Genomic DNA, 12,315 nt, shown 5'->3' with positions numbered 1-12,315 from the left:
CCGCCGGAGCGGGGTTTCTTGTTATCAGGTCAGCTGACCGTGGCAGTGCTTGTACTTCTTGCCGCTGCCGCATGGGCACGGGTCGTTGCGGCCGACCTTGGGTTCGTCGCGGGTGACCTGGCTGACGCCCTGCGCCGCCTGCATTTCCGCCACTTCCTCGTCGGCACCGTAGCCGCCGGCGTTCTGGTGCTGGAACTGCGAGGCCTGCATGCGCGCCTGCGCCTGCTGGCGTTCCGCTTCTTCCAGTGCCGCCACTTCTTCTTCGCTGCGGATGCGCACGCGCGCCAGCAGGGTCACCACTTCGCGTTTGACGTTCTCCAGCATCTCCGAGAACAGCTCGAACGCTTCCTTCTTGTATTCCTGCTTCGGCTGCTTCTGCGCGTAACCACGCAGGTAGATGCCCTGGCGCAGGTAGTCCATGCGCGCCAGATGCTCCTTCCAGCTCTGGTCCAGCACGGTCAGCATCACGTGCTTCTCCAACGCGCGCATGGTCTCTTCGCCGACGCCGGTTTCCTTCGCCGCGAAGTGCGCGTCCAGCTGCTCCTGCACCTTGTTGGCAATCGCTTCGGCGTCCAGTTCCTCGTGCTGGTGCACCAGGCCGACCACGTCCATGTCGACGCCGAAATCCGAGGCCAGCGTCGCCTGCAGGCCAGCCAGGTCCCACTGCTCGTCGATCGAGTTCGGCGGCACGAAGCGCGCCACCACGTCGAAGATCACGTCACCGCGGATGCCGTCGACGTTGTCCTTGACCGACTCGGCGTCGAGCAGTTCATCACGCTGGGCGTAGATCACCTTGCGCTGGTCGTTGTTGACGTCGTCGAAATCCAGCAGGTTCTTGCGGATGTCGAAGTTGTGCGCCTCGACCTTGCGCTGCGCCTTCTCGATCTGACGGCTGACCATGCGGTCTTCGATGACGTCGTCTTCCTTCATGCCCATCAGACGCATCGCCTTCTGGACCCAGTCCGAGGCGAAGATGCGCATCAGGTTGTCCTCCAGCGACAGGTAGAAGCGCGAGGAACCCGGGTCGCCCTGACGGCCGGAACGGCCACGCAGCTGGTTGTCGATACGGCGCGATTCATGACGCTCGGTACCGACGATGTGCAGGCCGCCGGCCGCCTTGACCTGTTCGTGGCGGCGCTGCCATTCGGCCTTGACCTTGAACTTGTCGTCGGCGCTGGCGTCTTCACCCAGTTCGTGCAGCTGCGCTTCCAGCGAACCACCCAGCACGATGTCGGTACCGCGACCGGCCATGTTGGTGGCGATGGTCACCGCACCGGGCATGCCGGCGTTGGCGATGATGGTCGCTTCGCGGTCATGCTGCTTGGCGTTCAGCACCTCATGGTGCACGCCGGCCTTGCGCAGGTGCTCGGAGAGCATTTCCGAGGTTTCAATCGAGGTGGTGCCGACCAGCACCGGCTGGCCCTTCTTGTTGCACTCCTGGATGTCCGCCAGCACCGCATTGAACTTGCCGTTGCGGTTGAGGAACACCTGGTCCGGCGAGTCCTTGCGGATGGTCGGGCGGTTGGTCGGAATGACCACCACTTCCAGGGCATAGATGCTCTGGAATTCGTAGGCTTCGGTATCGGCCGTACCGGTCATGCCGGACAGCTTCTTGTACATGCGGAACAGGTTCTGGAAGGTGATGCTGGCCAGGGTCTGGTTCTCGCGCTGGACCGGCACGCCTTCCTTCGCTTCCACCGCCTGGTGCAGGCCATCGGACCAGCGGCGGCCGGCCAGGGTACGGCCGGTGAACTCGTCGACGATCACCACTTCACCGTCGCGGACGATGTAATCCACGTCGCGCTGGTAGATGGCATGCGCGCGCAGCGCGGCATTGAGGTGGTGCACCACGGTCAGGTTCTGCGCGGCGTACAGGCCTTCGGATTCGGCGCTGAGGATGCCGGCCTCGACCAGCAGCTGCTCGGCGTGCTCCATGCCCGCTTCGGACAGATGGACCTGCTTGCCCTTTTCATCGACCCAGAAATCGCCTTCGGCTTCTTCGCTTTCCTGGCGGATCAGGCTGGGCACCACGCGGTTGACGCGGATGTACAGCTCCGGGGAATCGTCAGCCGGGCCGGAGATGATCAGCGGGGTGCGCGCTTCGTCGATCAGGATCGAGTCGACTTCGTCGACGATGGCGTAGTGCAGGCCGCGCTGGTAGCGGTCGGCACGCGACAGCGCCATGTTGTCGCGCAGGTAGTCGAAGCCGAATTCGTTGTTGGTGCCGTAGGTGATGTCGCTGTTGTAAGCCTCGCGCTTGTCGCCGTGCGGCATGCCCGGGTACACCACGCCCACGCTCAGGCCCAGCCAGTTGTACAGCTTGCCCATCTGGCCGGCGTCGCGGCGGGCCAGGTAGTCGTTGACCGTGACCACGTGCACGCCCTTGCCTTCCAGCGCGTTCAGGTACACCGGGAGAGTCGCGACCAGGGTCTTGCCTTCACCGGTGCGCATTTCCGCGATCTTGCCCAGGTGCAGCACCATGCCGCCGATCAGCTGCACGTCGTAGTGGCGCATGCCGAGCACGCGGCGGCTGGCCTCGCGGCAGACCGCGAAGGCTTCCGGGAGGACCTTGTCCAGGGCTTCGCCTTCGGCGATGCGCTGCTTGAACTCGGGGGTCTTGGCCTTGAGCTGCTCGTCGGAGAGCTTTTCGATCTCCGGTTCCAGGGCGTTGATCTTGGCGACGATGCGGTTGAGCTGGCGCAGCTGTCGTTCATTACGACTGCCGAAGACGCGGGTAAGCAGGCTGTTGATCATTGAAGGAACCGGTTGGAATGAGACGCCCCAACGGCGGCGCTTCCGCAGAAGCTGCTCGCCGCAAACGAAACAGGGCGCACTGCGCCCTGTCTATGGCAACACTTATTGTAGCTTGGGACGGGGGTGTCGCGTTTCAAGCACCCCCGGTCCGTTCGTCGCACTCAGCCGCGCGACACCCGGCCAACCGGGGTATTGCCGCCGTCACCCAGGAACTTGCGCGGATTGACCACGTTGCCACGTTCCCACACTTCAAAGTGGACGTGGGCACCAGTGGAACGGCCGGTGGAACCGGCCTTGGCCACTTCCTGGCCGGCACGGACCAGGTCACCCACTTTCACCACCAGGCGCGAATTGTGCGCGTAGCGGGTCACGTAGCCATTGCCGTGGTCGACGTCGACCACGTTGCCGTAGCCGCCCTTGACCCCGGAAAAGCTGACCACGCCGTCGGCCACGGCCATGACCGGGTCGCCGACCTTGGCGTGGAAGTCGATGCCCTTGTGGTTGCCGCGACCGCGACCGAACGGGTCGTTGCGGCCGCCAAAGCCGGAGGTGATGTAGCTGTTGCGGATCGGCATGCGGCCCGGCACGGCGTCCTGCTGCACCTGGTGGTCGAACAGCAGCGATTCCATCACTGACAACTGGCGGCCTGAAGCAGCAAAGCGCTGCTCCAGCACCTGTAAGTCGCTGTTGACCGCACTGACCGGGATGTCCTGGGTCGGGCCGGCTTCGCCTTCACCGAGGCCGGGGGTCTCGTTGAAGTCGAATTCGCCGTCTTCCAGCTTGCCCATCTGGGTGAGGCGCTCGCCGAGCGCGTTGAGCCGGGTGGCCTGCGCCTGCAGCTCGCCCATGCGGGCGGCCAGCGCGTTGACCTGGGTCTGGGCGTCCTTGCGGGCCTGCGCCAGTTCGCGCTCCTGCTGGGCGACCTTGGCGTGCAGGCGCGAATCATTGAACATGCTGCCGCCCAGACCGGCGCCGAAGCCGATCAGGCAACCCAGCCCGAGCACGCTGCCAAGCAGGGCGCGGGGGCGGTCCTCGAAGTAGAACCGAAGACGCGCGATGGGCGTTTTGGCCTGTCCTTCACGCGTTTTGATTACGATCTTTTTGAATGCCATCAGTGAGTTTTCATGTCTGAGCCGAAATCCAGTGCCCGTTCCCCTTCTGCGCCAAGGCCGGCGCTGGAAGCGGTCATGGAAGACAAAACCGGCAACCCGCTGCGTCGTGCCCTCTGGCTCGACGCGCTGGACCGTCAGTTGCGCCCCCATTTGCCGCCCACCCTGGCCACCCGTTGCCGGCTGGCGAATGTGAACGGCGAGCACCTCGTTTTTCTCGTCGAGTCCCCGGTCTGGCATGCCAAGCTGCGGCTTGCCGAACGCGAGTTGATCGACGCGGCCCGTTCCATCGGGCTGAAAGTCACCAAGGTGACCATCAAGACTGCGCTTGCCCCTCCTCCACGCTCCCCAGCGATCGACAACAGGAATGGCCCCCGCGCAGTTTCAGCCGCCACGCACCAAGGGCTACGCGACGCTTTGGCTTGTTTCCAGGACCCCAAGGGCTCGGGGTCCTGATCCCATCGGAGCATCCCGCTCCTTCCCCGGCTGTGTCACCAAGACGTGAAACATTTCGGGGAGCCGGCGGCCATCGTAGCCGCGGACGGTCGTCCAGTCGTTAGTCTTTTATTAAATTTGCGTTATTTTTACCCCGAAAACGGATCGGGTTCACAAAAAAGTGACGACGGTCCGGTCACGGTTCATTGACGTGAGCTTCACGGCCCTCGAAGCCCGGAAACGCAAAACGGCGCAGTAAGCGCCGTTAGTTTTCTTTTCAAATCAATGGGTTGTCGTTACGCGTAAGCCGGAACACCGTAGACCACCGGGGCCGGGTCGGCCGCGGCGTTGACCCACTCCCAGGCGGTGACGTCGGCCAGCAGCGCCCGCACCAGCTTGTTGTTGAGCGCGTGGCCGGACTTGAAGCCCTCATAGGCACCCAGCACCTGCGCACCGGCCAGATAAAGGTCACCAATGGCATCGAGGATCTTGTGGCGCACGAATTCGTCGGCGTAACGCAGGCCGTCTTCGTTGAGCACGCGGAATTCGTCGAGCACGATGGCGTTGTCCATCGAACCGCCCAGGCCCAGGTTGCGCTCGCGCATGTACTCCAGGTCGCGCATGAAACCGAAGGTGCGGGCGCGCGAGATTTCCTTGGTATAGGCCGCCGTGGAGAAGTCGATTTCCGCACGGGACTGCTTGGCCGGGATCATCGGGTGGTCGAACTGGATGGTGAAGCCCAGCTTGTAGCCTTCATACGGGGTGAAGCGGGCGACCTTGTCGCCTTCGGTGACTTCCACGGTCTTGAGCACGCGGATGAAACGCTTCGGCGCGTCCTGCTCGGCAATGCCGGCGGACTGCAGCAGGAACACGAACGGACCGGAGGAACCGTCCATGATCGGCAGCTCGGCCGAGGACAGTTCCACGATGATGTTGTCCACACCCAGGCCGGCCAGCGCCGACATCAGGTGTTCCACGGTCTGGATCTTGGCGTTGTTGCAGGTCAGGCCGGTGCACAGGGTCACTTCGGTGACCAGGTCGGCACGGGCCGGGACTTCGACGACCGGGTCCAGGTCCACGCGGCGGAACACGATGCCATGGTTGACCGGAGCGGGACGCAGGGTCATGTAGACCTTGTCGCCGCTGTGCAGGCCAACGCCGGTGGCGCGGATCGTGTTCTTGAGAGTGCGTTGCGGAATCATGGGGGTCGACCGGGTAGCGCGCTGTCAGCGCGACAATGACAAACAAGAATAACACGCAGTACCGCCACCCCTTTCTGAACGGGGTGCGCTCCGGCCAGAGGCCAGAACCGCGGGACGGCGAACTGCCGGGCCCATCCAGGCCCGGCAGCTGGGGACATGGCGATGCTCACCGGGGCGGACAAGTCCCCGGCTTGCAACGCTTAGTCCGCCTGGCGGCGCAGGAACGCCGGGATATCCAGGTAGTCGTTCGGCAGCTCGGCGGTGGCCGGCGCGGCGGCCGGGGCCGACGGAGCCACGGTGTCGGCGCTCGGACGACGCAGGCCCAGGCCCATGCCGCCGACGGCCTTGGACACGGCGTCGCCGCCGTTGTCGAAGTCGCCGAACTCCGGCTGGCCGGTGGTGGCGTTGCGGACCAGCTTGATCGGCGCGCGCTCGCCCGGACGCTGGGTCTTGGAGGCCACGGCACGGTTCAGGCCGGTCGCAACCACGGTCACGCGCACTTCGTCCTGCATGTCCGGGTCAAGCACGGTACCCACCACCACGGTGGCGTCTTCAGAGGCGAAGCCGTCAATGGTGCGGCCGATTTCGTCGAACTCGGCCATGGTGAAATCGGCACCGGCGGTGATGTTGACCAGGATGCCGTTGGCACCGGCCAGGTTCACATCGTCCAGCAGCGGGTTCTGGATCGCGGCTTCGGCGGCGGCCTGGGCGCGGTCATCGCCACGGGCGGTGCCAGTACCCATCATCGCCAGGCCCATTTCGGACATGACGGTGCGCACGTCGGCGAAGTCGACGTTGATCAGGCCCGGACGCACGATCAGGTCGGCGATGCCCTGCACTGCACCCTGCAGCACGTCGTTGGCGGCGCGGAAGGCCTGGATCATGGTGGCGTTGCGGCCCAGCACGGTGATCAGCTTTTCATTCGGAATGGTGATCAGCGAGTCGCAGTGCTGGCTCAGTTCCTCGATGCCCTTCAGCGCCACCTGCATGCGGCGACGGCCTTCGAACGGGAACGGCTTGGTGACCACGGCCACGGTCAGGATGCCCATTTCCTTGGCCAGCTGTGCCACCACCGGTGCCGCGCCGGTGCCGGTGCCACCGCCCATGCCGGCGGTGATGAACACCATGTCCGCACCCTGCAGGGCGTCCATGATGCGCTCACGATCTTCCAGGGCGGCCTGGCGCCCCACTTCCGGGTTCGCGCCTGCGCCCAGGCCCTTGGTGACGTTGGTACCCAGCTGCAGCTGCAGCTTGGCACCGCAATTTTTGATGGCCTGCGAGTCGGTGTTGGCGGTGATGAATTCCACGCCGTCCACGCTGGTGCTGACCATGTGCGCCACGGCGTTGCCGCCGCCGCCGCCCACGCCGATCACCTTGATCACCGCATTGGGTGCCATCTTTTCAATCAGTTCGAAGTGCGCCATGTCCGTGTCCTCGTTGAAACCGCTTCTGTTGGCGTGGTGGTCATGGGCATCCTGCCCTTCGTGCCACGCCGCCATTGCGGCGGTAGTTTTAGGTATGTCCCTCGGAGCGGGGGCTCGTCGGGGTGTAGAGCGATGAAGCAATGTTGCCGGTGTTGCAGTGATGCGGCTGTCAGCTGGAATCAGAATTCGCCGCGGAACCAGGTTTTGACTTTGTTGAAGAGACTGCCGGCGCGACCGGTCGGCAGCGATGGGCGACGCGGATGTTCAATCTGGCTGCCCATCAGCAGCAGACCCACGCCAGTGGCATGGACCGGGTTACCAACGACTTCACCCAGCCCGGTCACGTGCTGCGGAATGCCGACACGAACCGGCATCTGCAGCATTTCCTCGGCCAGCTCAACCACGCCCTCCATCTTCGAGGCACCGCCGGTAAGCACCATGCCGGCGCGCACCAGTTCCTCGAAGCCGGAGCGACGCAGCTCGGCCTGGACCATTTCGAAAATTTCCTCATAGCGCCCCTGCACCGCCTGCGCCAGCGAATGACGCGGCATGCGACGCGGCGGACGGTCGCCGACGCTGGGCACCTGGATGCTTTCCTCGGCGGTGGCCAGCTGGGCCAGCGCACAGGCGTAGCGCACCTTGATCTGTTCGGCTTCCGGGGTCGGCGTGCGCAGCATGTGCGCGATGTCGTTGGTGACGTGGTCGCCGGCAATCGGCAGCGAGGCGGTGTGGCAGATCGCCCCCTGCACGAACACCGCCAGGTCGGTGGTGCCTGCGCCCATGTCGACCAGCACCACGCCGAGCTCGCGTTCATCGGCGGTCAGCACGGCCACGCTGGAAGCGAGCGAGGACAGCACCAGGTCGTCCACCTGCAGGCCGCAGCGCTGCACGCATTTGCTGATGTTGGCCGCGGCCGACTGCGCGCACACCACAAGGTGCGCGTGCACTTCCAGGCGCACGCCGGTCATGCCGACCGGGTTGCGGATGCCTTCCTGCGAATCATCCAGCACGTACTCGCGCGGAATCGCATGCAGGATCTTCTGGTCAGCCGGAATGGCCACGGCCTTAGCGGCGTCCAGGACGCGGTCCAGGTCGCCCCAGGTGACTTCACCGTCGCGGATCGGCACGATCCCGGGCGAGTTCTTGCACTGCACGTGGTTGCCGGAGATCGAGGCGTAGACCGAGCGGATCTCGCAACCGGCCATCAGCTCGGCCTCTTCCACGGCGCGCTGGATCGACTGCACGGTCGATTCAATATCCACCACCACGCCGCGCTTGAGCCCGCGCGACTCGTGCGAGCCGATGCCGATGACCTCGATCGGGTTGCCCGGCGAGTACTCGCCGACCAGCGCCACCACCTTGGAGGTGCCGATATCGAGCCCGACGATCAGCGATTTGTCACCCTTGCGATTCATGTCCTGTCCTGCGTGTTCTGCGCCGCATTGGCCGGCGCGGCCGGAACCGGGGTACCCCAGCTCAGCGTGAAACCATTGGTGTAGCGAAGGTCGGCGCGCTCGATCGGCGTGCTCTGGTTGGCCAGCTGGGGCAGCACGCGCACGAAGCGCTGCAGGCGCGAACGGGCGTCGTCGCGACCGACCACCACCTCGGTGCCGTTGCTCAGCTGCAGCGACCAGCTGCCACGCGCGTCCATGCTGACCCGGGTGACATCCAGCCCGGTCGGCGCGAACAGCGCACGCGATTCGTTGTAGAGCGCTACCACTTCGCGGGTCTGGGTATCCGGACCGTCGAGGCTGGGCAGCTTGATGTCCTGCAGCTGCTTGGGCGTGGCGAACAGCTTGCCCTGTTCGGACAGCAGCCGGTCCTTGCCCCAGCGGGCGAACGGCTTGTGTTCGACCAGGGTGATTTCCAGCACGTCAGGCCACTGCTTGCGGACCTGCGCGCTTTCCACCCACGGCAGCTGCTCGATGGCATCCTGCGCGTCCTGCAGCTTGACCGCGAAGAAGCCGGCCTGCGCATACGGCAGGATCACCTGCTGCAGCTGCTCGGCCGGCACCCGCTTGAACTCCCCGTGCACGCGCAGCTTGGCCAATGGCCACCGCTCGGCCGCGACCCAGCCGTTGAGCACCGCCACCACGGGCAGCGCCACCAGCGACAGGGCCAGCAACCAGACGAAGATGCGCAGCACCGCGTTCATGCGTGGCGGCTCTCCTCGTTGCTCTGCGGCAGGGTCTGTTCCAGCACGCGCCAGACCAGTTCCTCGAAACCGATGCCGACCTGGCCGGCTGCCTTGGGCACCAGCGAATGGCTGGTCATGCCCGGGGCGGTGTTTACTTCCAGCAGGTACAGACGGCCGCTGGCGCGGTCGCGCATCACGTCGACACGGCCCCAACCGCGGCAGCCGGCGGCCTGGAACGCGGCCAGCGCGAGCCGGCGGATCTCCGCCTCGTCATCGCCTTCCAGGCCCGGGCACAGGTACTGGGTGTCGTCAGCCAGATACTTGGCGTTGTAGTCGTACCACTGGCCCTTGGGCACGATGCGGATCGACGGCAGCGCCACATCGCCCAGGATACCGACGGTGAGCTCGTCGCCGACCACCATCTGCTCCATCAGCAGCTGGCCGTCGTAGCGCGAGGCCAGCGCCACTGCTTCATCCAGGCCGGCGTCATCCATCACCCGGCTGATGCCGACGCTGGAACCTTCGTTGGCCGGCTTCACCACCACCGGCAGGCCGAGTTCGCGCGCCTGCGCGTGCACGGTCTCCGCGGTGACCTTCCGGTACTGCGGAGTGGGTAAACCGACCGAAAGCCACACCTGCTTGGTGCGGATCTTGTCCATTCCCAGCGCCGAGCCGAGCACGTCCGACCCGGTATACGGCACGCCGAAGGCTTCCATCAGCCCCTGTACGATGCCGTCCTCACCGCCGCCGTTGTGGCCGTGCAGAATGTTGAAGACGCGGTCGAAGCGCTTCTCCACCAGCGCCTGGGCCAGTGCCGGAATGCCGTCCACCGCAGTGGCATCGACACCACGCGCACGCAGCGCTTCGAGCACATTGCGGCCGGAGTCCAGCGACACCTCGCGTTCGCTGGAGGTGCCACCGAGCAGCACGGCAACGCGACCGAAGTCAGCCGGGTTGGTGGTCCGCAGCGGAGCGAAATCGAAGGTGCTCATGCCTGGCCCTCGCTCTTGAAGCCTTCCACTGCGAGGTGGGTGGCCATCGCGCCGATATCGCCCGCGCCCATCATCAGCAGCAGGTCACCGTCCTGCAGCACGTCCGGCAGCACGCTGGCCAGCTCGGCCGGCTTGCCCACCACCACCGGTTCGCTGCGGCCGCGCGCGCGGATGGCGCGCGCCAGTGCATGCGAGTCGGCACCGGCGATCGGGTCCTCGCCTGCCGGGTACACCTGGCACAGGACCAGCGCGTCGACGCTGGACAACACTGCGGCGAACTTGTCGAACTGATCGCGTGTGCGGCTGTAACGGTGCGGCTGGAAGGCCACCACCAGGCGCTGGTCCGGCCAGCCGCCACGGGCGGCGGCGAACACGGCTTCCAGTTCGCTGGGGTGATGGCCGTAATCGTCGATGATGCGCACCTTGGCACCGGACGCGGTGGTCACTTCGCCAAGGTCGTTGAAGCGGCGGCCCACGCCGGCAAAGCCGGCCAGTGCGCGTGCGATCGCATCCGGTGCAACGCCCAGCTGCCAGCCCACCGCAGCGGCGGCCAGCGCATTGAGTACGTTGTGCCTGCCCGGCAGGGCCAGCACCACTTCCTGGCTGGTGCCCTGAGGCAGGCGCAGGGTGAAGCGCATGCGCGAACCATCCTGCACCACGTTTTCAGCGCGCACGTCGGCCTGCGGGCTCAAGCCGTAGCTCATCACGTGACGCGGGGTGTGCGCGGCCAGCGCGGCCACTTCCGGGTCGTCGATGCACAGCACCGCCAGTCCGTAGAACGGCAGGCGCTGCAGGAATTCGGCAAACGCCGCCTGCACGCGGGCAAAGTCGTTGCCGTAGTTCTCCAGGTGATCGGCGTCGATGTTGGTAATCACCGAGACCAGCGGGTTCAGGCGCAGGAAGCTGCCGTCGCTCTCATCGGCTTCGGCCACCAGCCACTGGCCGCCACCGAGCTTGGCGTTGGCACCGGCGGCGAGCAGCTGGCCGCCGATCACGAAGGTCGGGTCCAGCCCGCCTTCGCTGAGCACCGCAGCGGTAAGGCTGGTGGTGGTGGTCTTGCCGTGGGTGCCGGCCACGGCGATGCCGCGGCGGAAGCGCATCAGCTCGGCCAGCATGGCCGCGCGCGGCATGATCGGAATACGCTGGCTGCGCGCTTCCATCAGTTCCGGGTTGTCTTCGCGGATCGCGCTGGAGACCACCACGCAGTCGGTGCCGAGCACGTTGGCGGCCGAATGCCCGCGCATCACGCGCGCGCCCAGCCCGGCCAGGCGGCGGGTGGCGGCGTTGTCGGCGTTGTCCGAACCGGAGACTTCATAACCCAGGGTCAGCATGACCTCAGCGATACCGCTCATGCCGGTGCCGCCGATGCCGACAAAGTGCACGCGCGGGAACGCGCGGACCAGGTCATTGGTGTCGTGCAGGCGACGGATCATGCGCGGCCTCGCGGGCACATGCGGATAACGGTGTTCATTTGGCTTCCTCAAGAATGATGTCGGCGATGCGCTCAGCGGCATCGACCTTGGCCAGCGCACGCGCGGCTTGCGCCATCTGCATGCGGCGGGCGGAATCGGTGGACAGGTCTCGCAGGACGTCCTGCAGGCGCGCGGCCAGGGTGTCGTCCTGCTTCAGCAGCACGGCGGCGTCGCGCTCGACCAGGTATTCGGCATTGCGGGTCTGGTGGTCATCGACGGCGGCGGCGAACGGCACCAGCACGCTGCCCACGCCCACCGCGCACAGCTCGGCCAGGGTGGAAGCACCGGAGCGGCAAACCACCAGATCCGCCCAGCTGAAGGCTTCGGCCATGTCGGCGATGAACGGCTGCACGTCAGCGTTGACCGCGTTGTCGGCATAAGCCTGCAGCGCCTCGGCGTGCAGCTTTTCACCGCTCTGGTGCCGAACCTGCACAGACACGTCGCTGCCGAGTGCGGCCAGCGCCTTGGGCACCGCATTGTTCAATGCACGTGCACCCTGGCTGCCGCCCAGCACCAGCAGGCGCAGCGGACCGCTGCGACCGGCCAGGCGTTCCTGCGGCGGCACGATGGCGGCGATCTCGGCGCGCACCGGGTTGCCGACCGGCTCTTCGCGGGTGGCAAAGCTGCCCGGGAAACCGGTCAGCACGCGGCGCGCAAACCGCGACAGGATGCGATTGGTCAGGCCCGGCGCACGGTTCTGTTCGTGCACCAGCAGCGGCAGGCCATGCAGGCGCGCGGCCAGACCGCCGGGTCCGGAGGCGAAGCCGCCGAAGGCGATCACCGCACGCGG

The 12,315-nt window shown here is 66.0% G+C and carries 9 protein-coding genes and 1 pseudogene; 1 reads left to right on the top strand and 9 read right to left on the bottom strand.

Going from position 1 to position 12,315, the window contains the following annotated elements:
- Nucleotides 1-24: 24 nt before the first annotated feature.
- Both secA and EGJ34_RS09300 read right to left on the bottom strand, forming a co-directional pair.
- Nucleotides 25-2,754 carry a preprotein translocase subunit SecA gene (gene secA / locus EGJ34_RS09305; RefSeq protein WP_125360216.1) on the bottom strand — a complete coding sequence of 910 codons (2,730 nt, stop codon included), beginning with the start codon at nt 2,752-2,754 and terminating at the stop codon, nt 25-27.
- A 161-nt stretch (nt 2,755-2,915) separates the two neighbouring features.
- A complete protein-coding gene (locus EGJ34_RS09300) occupies nt 2,916-3,866 on the bottom strand; it encodes a M23 family metallopeptidase (RefSeq protein WP_125360215.1) in 951 nt (316 codons plus the stop codon).
- 12 nt (nt 3,867-3,878) lie between these two features.
- Here EGJ34_RS09300 and EGJ34_RS09295 point away from each other — a divergent pair, with 12 nt between their 5' ends.
- Nucleotides 3,879-4,319, top strand: a complete 441-nt coding sequence (locus EGJ34_RS09295; protein ID WP_185750127.1) for a DUF721 domain-containing protein — start codon at nt 3,879-3,881, stop codon at nt 4,317-4,319.
- A gap of 275 nt (nt 4,320-4,594) precedes the next feature.
- On the opposite strand, the gene lpxC is transcribed toward EGJ34_RS09295, so the two are convergent.
- The 7 genes and pseudogenes from lpxC to murG all read right to left on the bottom strand — a co-directional run.
- Entirely contained in the window at nt 4,595-5,500 is a 906-nt protein-coding gene (gene lpxC, locus EGJ34_RS09290) for a UDP-3-O-acyl-N-acetylglucosamine deacetylase (RefSeq protein WP_125360213.1), read from the bottom strand.
- A gap of 200 nt (nt 5,501-5,700) precedes the next feature.
- Nucleotides 5,701-6,924, bottom strand: coding sequence for a cell division protein FtsZ (gene ftsZ, locus EGJ34_RS09285; protein ID WP_125360212.1), 1,224 nt, complete (start codon nt 6,922-6,924; stop codon nt 5,701-5,703).
- A 179-nt stretch (nt 6,925-7,103) separates the two neighbouring features.
- Nucleotides 7,104-8,339, bottom strand: a complete 1,236-nt coding sequence (gene ftsA, locus EGJ34_RS09280) for a cell division protein FtsA (protein ID WP_125360211.1) — start codon at nt 8,337-8,339, stop codon at nt 7,104-7,106.
- A 65-nt stretch (nt 8,340-8,404) separates the two neighbouring features.
- Nucleotides 8,405-9,079, bottom strand: a pseudogene (locus EGJ34_RS09275) (cell division protein FtsQ/DivIB); the annotation flags it as partial.
- Entirely contained in the window at nt 9,076-10,053 is a 978-nt protein-coding gene (locus EGJ34_RS09270; protein ID WP_125360209.1) for a D-alanine--D-alanine ligase, read from the bottom strand. The gene EGJ34_RS09270 and the pseudogene EGJ34_RS09275, both read right to left, overlap by 4 nt.
- Complete coding sequence (murC, locus tag EGJ34_RS09265; RefSeq protein WP_125360208.1) at nt 10,050-11,486, bottom strand: UDP-N-acetylmuramate--L-alanine ligase; 1,437 nt, start codon at nt 11,484-11,486, stop codon at nt 10,050-10,052. The genes EGJ34_RS09270 and murC overlap by 4 nt, the downstream gene beginning before the upstream one ends.
- 34 nt (nt 11,487-11,520) lie before the next feature.
- On the bottom strand, nt 11,521-12,315 hold a 795-nt coding region (gene murG, locus EGJ34_RS09260), incomplete at its 5' end, for an undecaprenyldiphospho-muramoylpentapeptide beta-N-acetylglucosaminyltransferase (protein WP_125360207.1).

Origin of the sequence: Stenotrophomonas sp. 278 (genome assembly GCF_003935715.1) — a bacterium.
GTDB classification, from domain to species: domain Bacteria; phylum Pseudomonadota; class Gammaproteobacteria; order Xanthomonadales; family Xanthomonadaceae; genus Stenotrophomonas; species Stenotrophomonas maltophilia_AH.
This window is presented reverse-complemented; position numbering and strand designations above follow the sequence as displayed.